Origin of the sequence: Aeribacillus composti (assembly GCF_007827555.1) — a bacterium.
In the GTDB taxonomy this organism is placed as follows: Bacteria; Bacillota; Bacilli; order Bacillales; family Aeribacillaceae; genus Aeribacillus; species Aeribacillus composti.
In genome coordinates this window covers 42604-60732 of sequence record NZ_VISS01000006.1, presented here as the reverse complement: position 1 = coordinate 60732, position 18129 = coordinate 42604, and the positions used below count along the sequence as shown (strand labels likewise).

The 18129-nt window shown below is 38.6% G+C and carries 16 protein-coding genes; 1 reads left to right on the top strand and 15 read right to left on the bottom strand.

Going from position 1 to position 18129, the window contains the following annotated elements; translation table 11 throughout:
* Positions 1–33: 33 nt before the first annotated feature.
* The 5 genes from FB379_RS04790 to FB379_RS04770 form a co-directional block, all read right to left on the bottom strand.
* Positions 34–666 carry an LPXTG cell wall anchor domain-containing protein gene (locus FB379_RS04790; protein ID WP_144597198.1) on the bottom strand — a complete coding sequence of 211 codons (633 nt, stop codon included), beginning with the start codon at positions 664–666 and terminating at the stop codon, positions 34–36.
* Between the two features lie 12 nt (positions 667–678).
* On the bottom strand, positions 679–1266 hold the full coding sequence (sipW, locus tag FB379_RS04785) for a signal peptidase I SipW (RefSeq protein ID WP_094245061.1): 588 nt from the start codon (positions 1264–1266) through the stop codon (positions 679–681).
* Between the two features lie 63 nt (positions 1267–1329).
* On the bottom strand, positions 1330–2199 hold the full coding sequence (gene tapA / locus FB379_RS04780; RefSeq protein ID WP_144597196.1) for an amyloid fiber anchoring/assembly protein TapA: 870 nt from the start codon (positions 2197–2199) through the stop codon (positions 1330–1332).
* 66 nt (positions 2200–2265) lie between these two features.
* Positions 2266–2850: a CalY family protein gene (locus FB379_RS04775; RefSeq protein ID WP_094245059.1), complete on the bottom strand. Its 585-nt coding sequence runs from the start codon at positions 2848–2850 to the stop codon at positions 2266–2268.
* A gap of 350 nt (positions 2851–3200) precedes the next feature.
* Entirely contained in the window at positions 3201–5642 is a 2442-nt protein-coding gene (locus FB379_RS04770; protein WP_144597195.1) for a PBP1A family penicillin-binding protein, read from the bottom strand.
* Between the two features lie 535 nt (positions 5643–6177).
* On the opposite strand from FB379_RS04770, the gene FB379_RS04765 reads away from it, so the two are divergent.
* Positions 6178–7554: an amino acid permease gene (locus FB379_RS04765; protein ID WP_144597193.1), complete on the top strand. Its 1377-nt coding sequence runs from the start codon at positions 6178–6180 to the stop codon at positions 7552–7554.
* Between the two features lie 220 nt (positions 7555–7774).
* On the opposite strand, the gene FB379_RS04760 is transcribed toward FB379_RS04765, so the two are convergent.
* The 10 genes from FB379_RS04760 to moaA form a co-directional block, all read right to left on the bottom strand.
* Entirely contained in the window at positions 7775–8416 is a 642-nt protein-coding gene (locus FB379_RS04760; protein ID WP_240326764.1) for a class D sortase, read from the bottom strand.
* Position 8417: 1 nt separating this feature from the next.
* Positions 8418–9824 (bottom strand): processed acidic surface protein, encoded by a 1407-nt coding sequence (locus tag FB379_RS04755; RefSeq protein ID WP_063386372.1) that lies wholly within the window; start codon positions 9822–9824, stop codon positions 8418–8420.
* Between the two features lie 144 nt (positions 9825–9968).
* On the bottom strand, positions 9969–10406 hold the full coding sequence (gene mntR / locus FB379_RS04750; protein WP_063386346.1) for a transcriptional regulator MntR: 438 nt from the start codon (positions 10404–10406) through the stop codon (positions 9969–9971).
* A gap of 112 nt (positions 10407–10518) precedes the next feature.
* Positions 10519–11406 (bottom strand): metal ABC transporter permease, encoded by an 888-nt coding sequence (locus FB379_RS04745; RefSeq protein WP_063386347.1) that lies wholly within the window; start codon positions 11404–11406, stop codon positions 10519–10521.
* Between the two features lie 2 nt (positions 11407–11408).
* Positions 11409–12329, bottom strand: coding sequence for a metal ABC transporter permease (locus FB379_RS04740; protein ID WP_144597189.1), 921 nt, complete (start codon positions 12327–12329; stop codon positions 11409–11411).
* Positions 12307–13068, bottom strand: a complete 762-nt coding sequence (locus FB379_RS04735) for a metal ABC transporter ATP-binding protein (protein WP_063386349.1) — start codon at positions 13066–13068, stop codon at positions 12307–12309. The genes FB379_RS04740 and FB379_RS04735 overlap by 23 nt, the downstream gene beginning before the upstream one ends.
* A gap of 1 nt (position 13069) precedes the next feature.
* A complete protein-coding gene (locus tag FB379_RS04730; RefSeq protein WP_144597187.1) occupies positions 13070–14014 on the bottom strand; it encodes a metal ABC transporter solute-binding protein, Zn/Mn family in 945 nt (314 codons plus the stop codon).
* Positions 14015–14936: 922 nt separating this feature from the next.
* Complete coding sequence (locus tag FB379_RS04725; protein ID WP_082829357.1) at positions 14937–15560, bottom strand: nucleotidyltransferase family protein; 624 nt, start codon at positions 15558–15560, stop codon at positions 14937–14939.
* A 24-nt stretch (positions 15561–15584) separates the two neighbouring features.
* Positions 15585–16850: a molybdopterin molybdotransferase MoeA gene (locus FB379_RS04720; protein ID WP_066246947.1), complete on the bottom strand. Its 1266-nt coding sequence runs from the start codon at positions 16848–16850 to the stop codon at positions 15585–15587.
* Between the two features lie 146 nt (positions 16851–16996).
* Positions 16997–18019: a GTP 3',8-cyclase MoaA gene (gene moaA / locus FB379_RS04715; protein ID WP_412675455.1), complete on the bottom strand. Its 1023-nt coding sequence runs from the start codon at positions 18017–18019 to the stop codon at positions 16997–16999.
* Between the last annotated feature and the right edge of the window lie 110 nt (positions 18020–18129).

Here is an 18129-nt window from a genome sequence, read left to right as displayed (position 1 = left end):
AATATTTTTTGTACACCGCTTCCTCCAAGCGCTTCATAACTCATGAAGCTGATCTTTATGTTTATTTCGTTTTTGAAAGAAAAAAATGGCTCCCATCGCGAAAAACATTATCCCAACAAGAATAAATGCATAAAAGTTTGTCGCAGTATTTGGCAAAAGTAAACCTTCATTATTCCCGCTGCCATACGTTTGAATACTGCCTAAAGAAGAATTTGCCTGAAAAACAATTTTAAAAGAAGTTTCTAACCCTTGATATTCATTTCCTAACTGTTCAGGAAATGTGATTAAAAATGTCAACTGGTCTTCTTTGGAACTTTGGATATTTCGCGGTGTAAAACCTTTAAAATCTTTTAACAATCCTTTAAACAAAAGATTTTTTTGACCATCTTTAACCTCTAAAGTTAAAGCATCAAATAATTTTTTTGATCCTTTTATATTTTCAATTAAAGTATTATATTGTATATCAGCATTTTCAACATTCTCGATAATGACCGTTCTTTCAGCCCAATCGCCTGGTTTCATGTTTTCTGCTTGAAATAGCATATGGTTTGAATGAAGATTTTTTAAAGCGATACCTATTTGTGTTTCAGCGCTGAAATTTTGAACTTGCATTATGAGCCAGACAAATAAAAAACATATGAAACATCGTCCAATTGATTTGACCATGTATTTCCTCCATTATTGATTTTGAGAATGGTTGAAGTCTTCTTTTGCAGTTGATTGCTTCAAATTTTTATCAATTTCTGCAAGTGCCCGAAAAATGCTGATTAATGAGTAGCTGAACAGAATAATGCCTGGTATGATTAAAAGAATAACGCTTCCTTGTTTAGAATTGGCGAAATTCATAAAATAGCCAATATATGGGATGGTAATGCCTGTATATTTAGCAACAACATTTTTACTTAACACAAGTTCGGAATCTGCTTCCTCATTATTATCCCCTTTTGTCTGGTACATAACTTCATTGCCATTTTTGACAACCTTTATAATTCTATGTGTTACAAACACGTTTTCATCTGCTTGAAATGTAATGATGTCGCCTTCTTTGTATTTTTCCGTTTCTTTTTCAGGTTTTACAACGATCACGGAACCAGTCTGTATACTAGGTTCCATTGATCCTGAAAGAACAATTTTTAATTGATGTCCGAAAAATTTAGGCTCCCCGCCTGAAGCTTTTGACGAAATGACTGTGAATAACATGATGATTAATGAAGCCAGCAGCATGACCGATATCGTGTTGCTGATCCATTTAACAACTTTTTTCATTTTTTTACCCATTCCTTTCGCTTTGCTCAAGACACAAAACGTAATGAAATAATTGTAATCACTTTACTGTAAAGGTGGTTCGTTTTGCTCTAAAGCATTTGAAACTTGTTCTTGTTTTGCTGATTGCTGTTCTTTCAGGTGAATGTCATTTGATTTTGTTTCGGTTTTATTCTGTTCTATTTGTTGCGCTCCATTTTCTTTCATTTCATCTTTTGAATGATTTTCTTGATTCTCATTTTCTTTCATTAACGTTTCGTTGGATTGCTCTTTCTTTACTTCGTTTTCTTTCCCATTATTTTCCCGTATAGGTTCTTCCACTGGAAGTTGTTTTTGTTCTTGTTTCGAATGTTCGGATGGTTGAGCTGCCTTATCTTCATTAAGGTTTTGATCTGAGTCATTCGCAGGTTGATCAAGTTGTTCGTTCTTTTTGCAAATTACTTGAATGTTTTTGCTCCAAACATCATCATTTGTATTCATTAAAACGTTAAATTTATAATTTCCAGGTTTTTCGGCATTGTATGCTAATTGGAATTGACTCTTACTTTTTAATGCTGGAATCTTTCCTTGACTTATTTTTTCTCCATTCATTGGATCTCCTTGAGCAATGAAATATATTTCATAATGCAATGCTTCCGCTAAATCATCCCCTTCATTTTGAGCAACAGAAGATATTCGAACTTTCCCGCACGATTGAATGACCTTGTCTTTATCGTCCACAAAGCGCAGCAGAATGGATTTGTCCTCTTCAGGAATTGTTGCAGCAAGAAAACCGGTTATGGCTACTGTTTTATTAAAACTGGCCCCGGTGTAGGAACTAGCAAAGTTGAATGTTATGAAAAGAAAGTAACAAATTGCGACGATTTTGAACATTATTATCAAATGCATTTTCTTTTGCCCAAATTTTTTTACTCGTGAGTACCGAATTTCTCTCACCACCGTTTCAACTTTTAGCAATCAAGGGAAGTTGGCAGTTCCCCGCCTTCTCCCCTATATTGATAGCTATCTTGCTTCACCTGCTTCTTGCTTCGCGTCAAATTTCCAAGTTAGTTTTAAAGAATCGCCTTGGAAACGATTTTGATCTTGATTGTTGTCTACAAAGACGAATTTAACTTTGAACTTATCCGTTTCATTTGGATCTAAACCGCCAATATTCCACCAGAGCCATTCATCCTGCACTAAATCCGGCTTTAGATTTTTAAGCTGTGCCAACGTTTTTTCATAAACAATAACTTCCTTATTGCTCACATTCTTTAAAATTTGCACCTTAATATGATTGCCGAAATCATCGCCGTTATTGTCATTTTTCGCATCCGTTACAGTATAATCTGTCTCAAGAAGAACTTTAGAAATACCCAAACTTCCGCTGTTCTTTAATGTGAATTCACGCTCCATCCAATCCCCAGGCTTTAAGTTGTTGACATTAATAATTGTTTGCGGATCAAGAGTTAAATCTAATGTACCTGCTGCAAATGTGTTATTGGAGGTTTCAACATCATTAAAGTAGGCATATGTACCTCCCCCGATTAAAGATAAACCTAAAGCCGCAGTTGCTACACCCATTCCCAACTTTTGTTTAATACCCATTTTTTAAATCCTCCTCATAAGAAATATAATTAAGACTGTGTTCTTTATAACGAACACAACTTAAATATAATTGAACTCTATCATGTTGTAAACCCCTTTTTTAAAAATATTTTTATTTTTTTTTACAAATAAATCGTTCTTTATAATGAATTGTTAGAATAATGCAGTTATCTCTTGAATAAAACTATTAAATTAGAAGTATATCAGTAAAAGGTTATTTACTATAATTTGAAAAAAGTGGTTCTAAAATAGTGTGCTAATTTACAAGAATCTATAAAAAAAAAATAGTAGCACAAACCATGGCCGTGGTCTGCACTACTATTGTTAGTATGTTTTTTCAGCCCTTTTGTTTATGGACTGCCGTTATCCGTTGATTGCTTTTCAGATTGTGATTTTCCGTTCGGATTGGTTGTGCCGGCTCCTTTTCCTGGACCATTATTACTGCTTGATCCGCTGCCATTCCCGTTGCTATTCGAGCCGCCGTTTCCACTATTATTTGATCCGTCAGTTCCGTTATTTCCTCCTGGTGGTTTTTGGCCGTTTCCTTGGTCGCTGCCGTTGTTAGCTGGCGGTTGTGGCTGCGGCTGTTCATTGGCAGGAGGCTGATTTGGCTGCTCTATTTCTTTATTATCTTCAGGCTGCTCTTTGTTGTCCTCAGAATTTTCTTGCTGCTCTTTATCCATGTCATTTTGATTGTTCTCTTCTTTTGGCTCCTGATTTTGCTCCTGATTTTCCTCTTCTTGTTTTTGCTCCTGTTCATTATCTTTTACTTGATCCTGTTTTTGATCCTCTTTTTTATCCTTTTCTTTTTGTTTTGGAATTGCTGGGATTGGAGTTCCCCTTACAAATAATTCAGTTCGGCCGCCAACCACTCTTTCGACGACGCTGTCCGGTTTTTCAAAATCAGGTGTTTCTATTTTTTCAGAAACGTGAGACATGATTTCTTTAAAAATAAGTCTTGAAATCTTCGCCTTCTCGTTTGTCACATACGTTTCCTGAGTCGTCTGGTCGTATCCCGTCCAAACCGCAGCCGCATAACGAGTCGTGTAGCCGACAAACCAGGCATCAGATGTTCCATCTCCTCGTATATTTTCCGGCAAGTTGGTTGTTCCTGTTTTTCCTGCTAGCGGAAGTCCTGGGATGTTCGCCAGTCGCCCTGTTCCTTCTTTCACGACGGTTTTCAACATATCGGTCATCATGTAGGCGGTATAGTCGCTCATCGCCTTCACCGGTTTGGAAGAAAGATCGATTTCTTTACCGTTTGGATACACGACTTTCCTTACCGTAAAAGGCTTATGATAAACGCCCTCATTTCCAAAAGCGGCATACGCCCCAGCCAATTGAAGCGGGGACACACCTTTATTAAAGCCTCCGATCGCATATGAAGGATAGATCTGATCGAGCGGGATTCCGAGTTTTTCCGCAAATTCTTTTGCCCGGTCTTCCCCTACCTCCAAAAATGCTTTTACAGCCGGTATATTGTAAGACCATTGTAACGCTTTTCGCATCGATATACTGCCGCGATATTGACCGTCCCAGTTTTTGATTTCTTTGCCATGGATGGTGAGCGGCTCGTCAATGAACTGTTTATATGTAGACCATTTGAAATGTTCGATTCCCGGGCCGTAATCCAAGATCGGCTTAATCGTCGAACCTGGCTGTCTTTTCGTTTGTGTTGCGTAGTTAAAACCTCTTTGTATTTCTTGATCTGAGTTGCGGTTTCCGCCAATTGCCCTGACGGCGCCAGTCTGTGTATCAAGTAGCACGACTCCTGCCCGGAACTGATCGTCTGGATAATAAATGTATTGATCAGTTGTCAGCACTTTTTCTGTAAATTTTTGAGCATCCGGATCAAGGGTTGTATAAATTTTTAAACCGCCCGTATAGATATCCTTTTCCGATATTCCGGCATCAACAATATCTTTGATGACTTGATCGATAAACGCTTGATATTTCGGCCCTTCTTTTTTCTTCTTTAATAATTTCTCAACCGGGATCGCTTTCGCATCTTGCTCTTCTTTTTCGGTAATAAAGCCATACTTCCTCATTAACGACAATACTATATTTCTTCTTTTTTCAGCTAAATCCGGATTTTTAAACGGATCGTATTCGCTCGGTCTTTGCGGCAGCCCCGCCAACAGCGCCGCTTCACTAATCGTCAGCTTTTTCACAGATTTGTTAAAATATGTTTCTGCCGCTGTCGCAACCCCGTATGCTCCTTGACCGAAATACACTTTATTTAAATACATTTCAAGAATGTCTTCTTTTGAGTAGCGTCGTTCCAACTGAACAGCCAAGTAAGCTTCTTGTATTTTTCGCTTGAGCGTTTTTTCAGGCGTTAAGAATGAATTTTTGACTACCTGCTGGGTAATCGTACTTCCGCCTTCAGCGCCGAATCCTTCTTTTACATTCGCAACGGTTGCACCTGCGATTCGTTTAAAATCGATTCCATTATGCTCAAAAAACCGCACATCTTCTGTTGCGATAAACGCATTTTGTACATTTTTCGGTATATTTTCGATTTTGATGATTTTCCGATGTTCGCTTCCTGAAATATCTCGCACTTTTTCATTATACATATCATAAACGGTTGAGGATAACGGATCTTTCAGTAATTTCGGGTCTAGTGCAGGGGCGCTTATAATGTAAGACAATACCACGATACCGCCCGCAGTCATCATTACGATAATCGCAAGAATAAAGGCTGTCATGATTTTTATGAGCGGAGATTTTTTAGAAGCTGATTTCTTTTTTTGACGTTTCTCCATACGCGTCTGATATTGATCTCCCATTTCCGTCTCCTCCTAACCTGTATAGAAGGTAATCTATAAATAATACACGATTAAGATTATACGGATAACGAGAAGATTTTTGTGGTGGAATTTGTCGGCAACAGACAATTTTTTTTACAAAAAAATTATAACACTTATTTGAACTACTCTTAAAATAAAACACTTTTTAGAATAGTACCCCTGTTTTGAAAAAGATTTGCGGACCTTCATAACATTCCTCTTCATTTAGGAAGTGTTTTATCGAACAGATCGTAATAAGTTCCTACTAAATAGAGGAAGAATCGACCTTATCTTTGCTCCGTAAATATCTTCGAAGTTCAAGAGTATTGCTATTTACCATAAATTGTAACAGTTTTATAGCAATGAGTTTTTTCATTATTCTTTGATGAATCGAAAGAATATTATATACTAGAAACATATTTATTTTTTTACTTAAACGCAGAAAAGCGTAAAACCTGAAAAGCGATTAAGTAAAAAAGTATGCTGCCAGTTATTCTAGTATATTTTTCATAATGGACAGAAAGGCATGAACACCATGGAAAAAGATCAAACATTAAAAAAAGGGTTATTACCTCGACATGTTCAGTTTATTGCGCTAGCAGGCATGATTGGAACAGGAATTTTTAAAGGGAGCTCAGATACATTAAATATTGCCGGCCCAAGTGTTGTAATAGCTTACTTATTAGGAGGCCTTTTATTATTTATTGTCATGACGGCACTGGCTGAGATGGCGATTGTTTATCCTAACTTAAACGTTCAGCATCTTGTTTATAAAGCTTTTGGCTTCCATATATCCTTTATTGTAGGATGGCTTTATTGGATCAATTGGATTGTTGTCACCGTTGTTGAAATTTTAGCAGCAGGAAGCTTTCTGAAATATTGGTTTCCAACCGTACCGTTATGGCTTTTAAGTCTCCTTTGTATGGTTTTAATCGTTGGAATGAATTTGTTTCAAGTAAAGTACTATGGTGAAATTGAGTTTTGGTTTGCAGGAATTAAAATTTTCGCATTAATCGCTTTCATTTTATTAGGTTTTGGCATTTTGTTTGGAATTATTCCGAGCAATATTGATGATCCTTTTTCTAACTACACGGCACACGGCGGGTTCTTTCCTTATGGAATTGGAGGAATGTTAAGCGCCTTTTTAGTCGTCATGTTTTCATACGGCGGGGCTGAGTTAATCGGTGTTGCGGTCACAGAAACAAAAGATGCAGAAAAGGTTTTGCCAAAAGTCATTAAAGGAACGATGTGGAGAGTTATTCTCTTTTATATGCTTCCTATTCTTATTATTTGTGGTTTAATGCCGTGGAATCAAGTGACAGGGGAAAACAGTCCATTTGTCCAAGTATTGAGCATCACAGGGCTTCCTGGAGCCGCTCATATTATGAATTTTGTCCTTATTACTGCTGTTTTATCAGCGGCGAACTCAGGGATTTACGCAACTTCCAGAACATTATATTCCATGGCTCAAAGCGGTGAAGCGCCAAAAAGATTTTTAAAGATTTCCAAACAAGGAATACCGATCAACTGTATTACCGTTACGGCTATCTGTATTTTATTTGGGGTATTTTTAGCTTATATGACTCCAGATCGAGTCATCAGCTATTTAATGACGATACCTGGTTTTACGATTATTTTATTATGGACAAGCATTTGTCTGGCTCAGCTAAAGCTTCGTTCTCAGTATAAGGAGAAACCATATTTCCAAGTAAAATGGTTCCCATACACAACGATAGTAGCCACCGTTTCATTATTGGTCATCTTTTTCTCTTTTATCTTTAATAAAAAAAATATGATCGGTTCTACTGTTTGCCTTGTCATCTTAGCACTGCTCATCATATTTTCTTTTATGAATAAAAACAGAAAAGAAAAAAGCGATAAAAATAACAAGGATATGGTAGAAAGTCCGTAAAATAAGGACATTAAAAGACTCATTCGTAACTCTGTCAAAAAAATGCAGTGTCTTGAAAAATGCACATGATAACAAATTTTAGGGGGGAAACCTTCCCCTGTCAGACAGTCGATTATAAACGGCTTTAGCCCTTTAGAACACAGGGCTAAAGCCGTTTTTATGATAGTTTTCCCACCGGAAGACGGGAATTGGAAACATTATGATAGGTCAAGATAACAGATTATTTTTTCAACTTCTCGGAAACAAGATATGCTACGAGCACGTATCGTTCCGGCGCGGAGCCGATAAAATGAAACGGATAACATGTACTGACAGTTAACGTAGCCCTCGGTTTCGGAACGATCACGGTCCGGTCGTCTTTATCAACGATCCGAACCTTATAGATTTTATAAGTAAATTCTCCAGCTGAAGTTGTGACGATTAACTCGTCTCCTTTTCCTACTTCCCCTAGCCTACGAAACACGGTGTCGCGATGACCGGAAAGAACCGAATTGTCTGCCTCTCCTGGCAATACGCTTCCTGCAAAATGACCGACCCCTTTTTCAAGCTCTTCTTCGTTCGTTCCATGGTATATCGGAAGTACTGCATTTAGTTTTGGAATAAACAGCTCTCCTATTTGCTCCCCAATTTTAGGTCGTGTCGGATATAAAACCTTTTCTGCCTTCATATTTTTTTCTGGGGCCGGCTGTGCAGCTTCCGCCTTCTGTTTCGTTTCAGAATGGGTCTCAGGCAGTAGCATTCCTTTGAAAAGTTTATAGCTATTTGCGGCTGAAAACCATAGGCCGGCTAATATAATCATTGATGCAAAGAAAAGAAGAAACAACCGCTTGTTTCGGCTGCTTCTTTTTGTAGTTTCCAGCATATTAAACCTTCCTTGCTTGCCTAAAAATTAAAAATCCCGCTAAAACAATGAACAATCCTACCATAGCATTCATGCCATAGCCGGAATCTGTTTTCGGCAATTTTGCACCTTTTACTGTTTTATGCTCATTGTCCTTTACAGCTTTTAGCTTTTTTTCTATTTTTTGCGAAACGTTTTTCTCTTGTTTCACACTTTTGGCTTCTTGAGCGCCGTGACGAATCGTTTGCCCAGTTCGATGTAACGTATCTGAATCAACGATTTCTCCGGTAATGAGGAGATCAGCCAAAAATTCTCCACTTTCACTGTATATGTTGATTTTCAATTTTGCATTGATCAATTCTTTCAAGTTAAATAGATCAAACAGCGAAAGCTCCTTTTCAGACCCATCTTTTACAAGGGAAAATGTAACTTTAATTTTAAAAATACGTTGAAAATCTTTAAAAATCGAAATTAACTCCTCGATTTGGCTCTTTGTAAGCTCTGTCGCTTCATCAAACCCTTCAAAAGCCATCATCCGATCCGCCAAGTCCAACAAAGCTATAATTGTCTCTTCTTTCATAAGATGCTCTTCAATTGATCGCAAATGGTTCTTTAACCGCTCGATTTCTTCTTTTGTCAATCCGTATTCCTGCTCAAAAACCGTTAATAAATCGTAAAGGAGCTCGTCTTCTACACCAGCATCCCATTCTTCACTTAAAAATGTTATAACATCCTCTTCCAAATCATCTAGAAAAACGTAATCCTCCAATTTTTTTCCGTGTTCTTGAAGCAGCTGGCGCAACTCCTTTTCATTTAAATCATATTCATCATAAATATAGGATAAATTGCTTAAATCCTTTTTAATAACTTCTCCTAAAAATCTTTCTAAACTTTTAACGGTTTTAAAGTCTTCCAGTTTTCTCTCATATAAACTCAAAGATCTATTAATATGGTCAATCGTCACAGGAAATCCTCTAATACTACTAATTTTCGCCAAATAGTCTTGCAAATTTTTATCAAAATTTGGATCACGCTCTATGTAAAGCATGACGGCATCATACAAATTTTCTACAAACACATACTCATCTAGATCTTCACCGTGTTCTTGAAGCAGCTGGCGCAAACTGGCTTCATTTAAATTAAATTCGTCATATATTTCGGTTAAATTGCTTAAATCTTTTTGAATGACCTCTCCTAAAAAATCACGAAGTTCTTCAACAGAATCAAAATTTTCGATCTTTTCTTCATATTGAGCTAACGAAAATTCGATATGTTCTCTTGTAACTTTGAAACCTCTTTGTTTACTTACTTCCTCTAAATATTGATTCAGTTCTTTCTCAAAAGATGCTTGTTGTGCAGCTGATGACGGCTTTGGCATCACTCCTATCCACAAAATAAAAGCTAGTAATATGAATCCCCATTTTTTCATCATAATCCTCTTTTCCTCTTTTTTTATATCTCTTGAGAAAATTATAAATAGGAATAACGAATCAATCAACAAAATTTTTACAATTTTTACAAAAATTTTTACATGCACAAAAAAAGCGACTTCTAAATTAGAAGTCGTTTAATGTTAGAAGTCGTTTTCTTCATTTTCTTCATTCAAATTTTGCAATTGCTGCAATTCTATGATTCGACTTTTATCTTTTTCAAAAAATTGAATCAGATCCCCTATTCGGTCAATAGCATCCCAGCTCAAATGGTGCTCAATTCCTTCCACGTCGCGATAGATGTTTTCTTCTTTGACGCCAATAATCCGCAAAAATTGCTCTAACAGATCATGCCGGTAGACGAGGCGTTTTCCGATTTTTTTTCCTTTCGGCGTTAAGACGAACCCTCTATATTTTTCGTAAACTAAGTAGTCATCCTTGTCGAGCTTCTGCACCATTTTTGTAACGGAAGAAGGGTGTACAGATAACGCTTCTGCTATATCCGACACTCTCGCATAGCCTTTATTTTCAATTAGCAAATATATTTGTTCAATATAGTCTTCCATACTCGGGGTTGGCATTGGTTATCCTCCATTAATATCTTCATCATACAAAGTTTACTATATAAAAGCACCATAAGACAAGCGTATGGAGGAGATCAACCGTTATGAAAGACAATTTAATAGCCGATTTTCATCCTGTCTTTTTTACAGTTTTATGCAATCGCAAATATCTCGCAATCCATCCATGTTTCGGAGAAAACAAAAAGCTTATGAAAAACACTAATCCTGTGGCAAATGCCATTGAGCCAGAAATAGAAGTGTCGACCCAAGCTGCTATATAATAGCCCGCTACAGCAGATATTACGCCAAATAATCCGCTTAATACTAGCATAATAGAAAGTCTATCTGTCCAAAGATAAGCCGAGGCAGCTGGAGTAATTAACATCGCAACGACCATAATTGCGCCGACCGCATCAAAAGAAGCAACTGTTGTGATCGATACTAAGCATAAGAATACATAATGCATGAGTAAAACAGGAATCCCTAAGCTGGCAGCAAGCGCAGGATCAAATGAAGTGATTTTCCATTCTTTATAAAAAGCGACAAGAACAAATAAAACAACAAACAAAACGAGAGCCAGCAATGCTGTAGCCTTCGGAACCTCGCCAATTAGAGGAAGTGACATTTTATTCCAAGGTATAAAGGTGATTTCCCCCATTAAAGCATGTTGAACATCTAAATGTGCATTTCCTACAGAAGTCGCTATTAAAATAACGCCGATAGCAAACATCGTCGTAAACACAATTCCTATTGCTGCATCTTGCTGAACGTCTAAAGAATGAAGCCACTGCACTAAAAAAGCTGTCAATAGTCCTGCAAATATAGCACCAATGAGCATATGAGTTCCGCTTAATTCACGCGTAATAATAAAAGCGATGACAATTCCTAACAGAACCGTATGACTAATTGCATCAGCCATCATCGCCATTTTCCTGAGTATCAGAAATACACCTATTAAGCCGCAGGACAGCCCTACTAAAGAAGCAGTTACGATAATCCACATAGCATGATAAGTCATGGTTATTCTACCCCTTTTGTTCTTAAGGCCTTACTGGTATGAATATTCACTAATCTTTTTTGCATTTTCAATTGTAAATACTTGACCAGAATCCCTTTCTCTTTGCCAAAGAAAAGCGATAAGAAAAACAGCGCAGACGCCACAATGACGATAAAAGGTCCTGTAGGCCATCCTCTTCCCAATGCACTGATGAATGTTCCTAATGCTCCAGCCGCTCCCCCAAACAGAGCTGATATGATAATCATCCGTTGAAAAGACTGTGTCCAATAGCGGGCACTTACTGACGGGATAATCAGCAGGGCGGCAATTAAAATAACTCCTACAGCTTGAATCCCGATGACAATCGTTGTGACAAGAATCGTTGTATATAATCCGTTCATCCATTTAAGTGACAGTCCTAATCCTTTTGCAAATTCCGGATCGAAAAGATATATTTTCCATTCTTTAAATGCAACGAATACAATCAAAATAACCGCCAAAGCTAGGATTAACATTGTAGTGACATCTGATCTGACCATCGAGGCGGCCTGACCGAAAATAAAACTGTCCAAACCGCTCTGATTTCCGCCTGACGTCCGATTCACAACTGTCAGGAGCATGATTCCTAAGCCAAAAAAAATAGACAGCACCATTCCCATCGCCGTATCTGCCGAAATTCTAGTTGATGAACGTATCCATTGGATAAATGATGCTCCAATTAAAGCGCTGATGGATGCTCCAATGATCATGACAAATAAGTTTTTTTCTCCAAGTAGAAGAAAGGCGATCACAACACCGGGCAATGCTGCATGAGCTAAGGCATCACTCATTAAGCTTTGCCGCTTCCAATAGGCTAAACAGCCCATTGTTCCAGCAGCAATCCCAAAAATCATCGTGCTAAATAACACCCATTGTGTGTTGCTATTTAATAGGATTGTGAACATGAAGACTCTCCTCTCTCAACCAGCGCAAGTCTCCTCCATAAGTTCGCGAAATATTTTCTCTAGTAAAAATTTGCTTCGTTTTTCCGTACTGAATGACGGTGCGATTTAATAAAAGAACATGGTCAAAATAATCTTCTACTGTTTGCAAATCATGGTGCACGACCATGACCGTTTTTCCTAAAGCTTTTAATTCTTTCAGCAATGTCATAATAGCGCGTTCTGTTGCTGCATCAACACCAGCCAGCGGTTCGTCCATAAAATACAAGTCGGCATTTTGCACTAATGCGCGTGCTAAAAACACACGCTGCTGTTGACCGCCAGAAAGCTGGCTTATCTGACGGTCAGCGTAATCAGCCATCCCTAATTTTTCCAAGGCCTCGAATGCTTTTTGTTTATGCAATCGGGATGGCCGCTTCAGCCATCCGATTTGCCCATATAGTCCCATAGTGACAACATCCAATGCGTTTGTTGGAAAGTCCCAATCAACCGAACCTCGCTGTGGTACATAACCGATCCTTTTTTGGACCTTGTTGAATGGCAATCCGAAAAATTTCACTGATCCCGTTAAGGAAGGGTGAAGATTTAATATTGTTTTTAAAAGCGTCGACTTTCCAGCACCGTTCGGACCGACGATTCCCACTAACGAACCAGCCTGCACTACAAAATTCACATCGAAGAGCACTGTATTTTTTCGATAGGAAGCGGACAGATTCTCTACTTGAAGCACTGCTTCAGCCATGCTATTTTCCTCCTTCGCTTAATGCTTCATAAATCGTATTGATATTATGGCGATACATTCCTATATAAGTTCCTTCTTCTGTTCCTTCCTCACCCATTGCATCAGAGTAAAGCTCCCCGCCTAATGTAACGTTAATTCCTTCACTTTTCGCTCCTTCTATGACAGCCTTGATCGATTTTTCATTAATACTTGATTCGATAAATACGGCAGGAACTTTGTACTTTTTAATAATGTCAATCGTATCTTGAATATCTGTAATACCGATTTCGGAATCAGTGCTAAGTCCTTGAAGACCAACTACTTTAATGCCGTGCATTCGTCCGAAATATCCGAAAGCATCATGCGCTGTGACAAGAACTCTTTGACTTTCTGGAATGTCCGCAAGCTTTTCGGCTTCTTTTTTCAAATCAGCTAATCTAGCAAAATATTTCTTTTTATTTTCTTCAAAATAATCTGCGTCTTCCGGAGAGAATTCTTTTAATTGTTCAACCGCAGCATCCAATGCCTGCTGCCAAAGGTCCAGATCAAACCAAATATGAGGATCAACTACTCCTTTTTCATCCTTTAAAAGAGATTCTTCAGGAATGGTTTCACCGACTGCAAGAACAGGTTTTGATTCAGAGATCTTTTCAAATATTTCAACCATGTTCGCTTCCAAATGCAATCCGTTGTAAAAAATGATATCTGCTTCTTCAAGAGTTTCCATATCACTTTGAGTAGCCTTATACAAATGAGGGTCTACAGACGGCCCCATTAAACTTTTGACATTTAAGCGATCTCCGCCGATTTCAGACAACGGCTCGCCAATTTGTGCAATCGTTGTGACGACATTAATTTTTCCATCTTTTGATCGTTTGGATGCTTCTTGTCCAGAACTACACGCGCTTAACACCAGCAAGGCACTAATTAAGAATAAGCACCCCATTTTTTTCATAACATTTTTCATTTTTTCGCACTCTCCTTTTATTTTTATGAATTGATTTGATTTTTAAGTCAGCCCATCTCTCTAGTTTATTGGCGAACGATTTCTATTAAATATCGACAACCATTCTGGCAAATTGTGAATTCAGGAATCAAACATTGTCCGTTTTTTATAGAAAACTCCTATATGTAACCTCAATTTGTTTTTATTCCTGAGAAGAAACAAAACTGAAAAAACGCAATCAATGAATAAATGCCAAAACACTTACAGACATGAATTTCATTTCGCTAGTTGATTTGTTTCAGCTTCGCCATTCAGCTTACCGTTTGGCTTAATACTTTACAGAAAGTTGCCGGCTTCATGTTGCACAAATAGGAATTTTTTCCATTCCTTCACCTACTTTTTTACCATAGTTATAAATATTGCCTAAGGGCAAACTTTATGTTAAAAAAAATTCCTTCACACATATTTATTTTATTGAGTTTAAATTTTGTTGTTATTGCATATATTTTTCCTTAATGCAAATTTAATACCATTTTTGAGAAACTGTCAAGTATAAACTATCTGAATAAACGGGAGAAATTAAAACGAAATGGAAGAACCGCATTCGTACTCAGCGGTGCAAAGAGATGAGGAACACTCGCACAAGTGTCCTAATGAATGATGATCAAGGAAGGATTTGCTTGTTATTTCTAATACCGGATAACTAAGATACAATTTTCTCAACAATCATAAAGAGCCTTATTAAGATACGAATTATATATAGATCCCATCAGAGCTGTTTGTTTATCGATTTCAATATGGGACTCCTGCAATAAATTTTCTAAAGTCTCGGTCAATCTTGTTGAACCGGGAAATTCTTGATTGAAAAAGACCACGCACTTCTTCAAGTACAACGACCGTTACACAAATTTAAAAAGGGACAACAATGAATCTATTGTTATCCCTATTTTTGTTTAATATATTTTGGCGCAATCCTTTTTAGTTTGAGCAGATCCTCTGTGGTGTCAATGTCAAATCCCCATTCTGAATTTTCAAACGGTACAGCCATTAAGCTGGAATAATGTTTTTGGACAATTGATTTTCCTCCCTCATCACCTTGAATTTGCTCAAATTCATCAAATAATTCAGTATCAAACAATACAGGGTGTCCAAGCACATTATTATACTTAGGGCGGAAAATGCGGACACCTTCTTTTCGATATTGATCATAAGATTCTAGTAATTTAGTTATAACTATTGGAGGTACAAAGGGCTGGTCTGCCAAAAATACGAAGACTGCATCCGTTCGTCCCTTTAAAGCCTGAATCCCTGCTTTAAGAGAGGAAGCCATGCCGGATTCATAATCCCGATTCTCAATGATTTCTATTTCTGTTAAATCAGATGTGTGTTTGCGCAGCTCTTCGATATGTTTGCCGCCGACCAATACAATTGGTTTTAAGCCAGCTGCGGTAGCGGTGTTCACAGAGTAGCGAAATAATGGCTTCCCACCTAGAGATAATAACAGCTTAGGTTTTCCCATCCGTTTTGACATTCCGGCTGCTAAAATAATTGCTCCAACCTTTTTCAAACCATCTCTCCCCCAGACTCATTGTCACTGTCTCAATTCCTCAACCGCACCCAGCAAATACACTTCCGCTTTCTCACCTGCATTAAATCCTTTTCCCCCAGGCACTTTAACGAGACAATTGCTTTCCAGAAAGCTGGACAGAACATTAGAAGCTTGTTTCTTTGATATTTTCACTCTTAGTTCACCGGTTGGGGAAACGTACGTTAATCCTCGTAAAAACCGGGTGTGAAGCATTTGCTTCCCTTCAATTGCCTCGTCACATACAACCGTTACCCGTTTCGGCAGCGGATCCTTAGAACCGCTCATATAGCGTATAGCAGGCAGCACATAAAGATGTGCATTGACGTAAGACGAAGCTGGATTTCCTGCCAAAGCAAAAATCGGCTTATCCTGCCATACTCCGCACAAAACTGGCATTCCAGGGCGAGCTAATGTTTTCCAGAATATCACTTTCGCATTAATTTTTTCAAATACCTTTCCAAGGAAGTCATATTCGCCCATGGACACGCCTCCGCTTGTTACTAAAATGTCCACCTGCTGTAGAATCTCTAGCATCTTTTTTTCTAGCTCTTCTACTTTGTCCGGGGCAATCCCGAAATAAACCGGTTCACCTCCTGCTTGACTCACTTGACCGGCCAGCATTACGCCGTTACTGTCACGAAGCTTTCCAGGGACGATCGGCTCATCTACGTTTAATAATTCACTTCCCGTTGAAAGAATACCAACCTTAGGCTTCGCATAAACCGCAACAGATGCAATCCCGAATGTAGCGAGCAGACCCAGTTCAATTGGTCCTAAAAGCGTCCCTTGTGTGAGGACGTCCTTCCCTTCTTCAACATCTTGTCCCTTTTTGGCAATAGCATCGCCAATTTTAACCGATTGATAAACCAAAACGCTTTCGCTATCTTCCATTGCATTCTCAGTTTTCTCTACCATAACGACTGCGTTTGCACCTTCGGGGATAGGTGCTCCCGTCATAATGCGGCTGGCCGTACCTTGGGTAATTTTTTGTTGAGGTAAATATCCAGCGGGAATCTCTTCCAAAACCTTCAGCTTTACCGGGTCAGAAGCGCTGGCATTGATCACATCCTCCGCACGCAGAGCGTAACCGTCTACAGTGGAACGGTCAAACATAGGGACATCGTGATCAGCCCTTACCGTTTCCGCTAGATAGTACCCAAGAGCTTTAGACAGAGGTATGGTAATAACCGGAAGGGGACGTATCACAGAGAGAATAAGACGTTGTGCTTCTTCAAATGGGATAGGGGAAGAATTCGGGATATATAACATGCAATCACCACCTGTATATTTTGAAATGATCCTGCGCCTTTCATTAGTTGAAAAATACGTTCTTTTGTCCCTTCAATCGACCGACAATTTCGTTGTTATCATAGCGATTAGCTGAAATATATGTTCTTTTCTCCCCCCGCTCTGTTTTATCCTCCAATATAGTACATCTCTATCTTCTTTTTGTTCGGCATCGTTGTATTGTTAAATCTTTCTTCAGAGTAACGATCAGCTCGACGGCTCCAAACATCCTGAATGAGATTCCTAATTTCTTCATCCTTTGCCCCGCTGCGGAGCTGCGCCCGCAAATCTGTCCCTTGCGAGGCAAATAGACAGGTGTAAAGATTGCCGTCCGCTGAGAGTCGAGCTCTTGTGCACGTGGAACAAAAAGAGTCCGTTACGGAAGAAATAATGCCTATTTCCTCATTTGTGCCGCGATAGCGATAACGAGAGGCTACTTCTCCAAAATAATTGGACGGGATTGGTTCTAACGGCATTTCAGCGTTCACACGTTCGAAAATTTCTTGCTTAGATACCACTTGTGTAAGATTCCAGCCGTTGCTATTTCCTACATCCATAAATTCAATAAAGCGTAAAACATGTCCGGTCCCGCGGAAGTAACGCGCCATGGGCACAATGTCCTGATCATTGATCCCCTTTTGTACAACCATATTCACTTTCACCTTCATACCTGCCTTTGCGGCCGCTTCAATCCCTTCAAGAACTGTTTTTACGTCACAGCGGCCGCCGTTCATTTGGCGAAAAACTTTATCATCTAAGCTGTCCAAACTAACGTTGACACGGTGAAGACCAGCGTCCTTTAACGCTTTCGCATGTTTGGCAAGAAGAGAACCGTTCGTAGTCAAAGCAATGTCAGAAATACCCTCTATAGAACCGAGCATTTCAATTAACTTCGGCAGCTCTTTGCGCAGCAACGGCTCTCCCCCTGATAGGCGAATTTTCTCGACGCCAAGTGAGGCAAAAATGCGAGCCAGTCGAGTTATTTCCTCAAAACTGAGCAACTGATCATTTTTGAGAAATTGAAAATAAGGACCAAAAATCTCCGCTGGCATACAATAGCGGCAGCGAAAATTACACCGATCAGTAACTGAAATGCGCAAATCACGGAGAGGACGCTGAAGGGTATCGGTTATTTTGTTCATATTGCCCATTTTTACACTCTCCTATCATGCTAACATTATTTTGGAGAAAAAGCTTCTCATGAAAATTTCAAGTTGTTCCGAATTTTTGAAACTTTTTGATGCAGGCGTTGATGAATCAG

Coding starts and splice junctions, on each gene's coding strand:
- moaA (WP_412675455.1), bottom strand. CDS start 18,019: ATGGGCAATATGAACAAAATAACCGATACCCTTCAGCGTCCTCTCCGT.
- FB379_RS04735 (WP_063386349.1), bottom strand. CDS start 13,068: ATGGCTGAAGCAGTGCTTCAAGTAGAGAATCTGTCCGCTTCCTATCGA.
- FB379_RS04760 (WP_240326764.1), bottom strand. CDS start 8,416: ATGCTGGAAACTACAAAAAGAAGCAGCCGAAACAAGCGGTTGTTTCTT.
- FB379_RS04790 (WP_144597198.1), bottom strand. CDS start 666: ATGGTCAAATCAATTGGACGATGTTTCATATGTTTTTTATTTGTCTGG.
- FB379_RS04740 (WP_144597189.1), bottom strand. CDS start 12,329: ATGTTCACAATCCTATTAAATAGCAACACACAATGGGTGTTATTTAGC.
- FB379_RS04745 (WP_063386347.1), bottom strand. CDS start 11,406: ATGACTTATCATGCTATGTGGATTATCGTAACTGCTTCTTTAGTAGGG.
- sipW (WP_094245061.1), bottom strand. CDS start 1,266: ATGAAAAAAGTTGTTAAATGGATCAGCAACACGATATCGGTCATGCTG.
- FB379_RS04770 (WP_144597195.1), bottom strand. CDS start 5,642: ATGGGAGATCAATATCAGACGCGTATGGAGAAACGTCAAAAAAAGAAA.
- FB379_RS04720 (WP_066246947.1), bottom strand. CDS start 16,850: ATGTTATATATCCCGAATTCTTCCCCTATCCCATTTGAAGAAGCACAA.
- FB379_RS04765 (WP_144597193.1), top strand. CDS start 6,178: ATGGAAAAAGATCAAACATTAAAAAAAGGGTTATTACCTCGACATGTT.
- FB379_RS04755 (WP_063386372.1), bottom strand. CDS start 9,824: ATGAAAAAATGGGGATTCATATTACTAGCTTTTATTTTGTGGATAGGA.
- FB379_RS04775 (WP_094245059.1), bottom strand. CDS start 2,850: ATGGGTATTAAACAAAAGTTGGGAATGGGTGTAGCAACTGCGGCTTTA.
- FB379_RS04730 (WP_144597187.1), bottom strand. CDS start 14,014: ATGAAAAATGTTATGAAAAAAATGGGGTGCTTATTCTTAATTAGTGCC.
- mntR (WP_063386346.1), bottom strand. CDS start 10,406: ATGCCAACCCCGAGTATGGAAGACTATATTGAACAAATATATTTGCTA.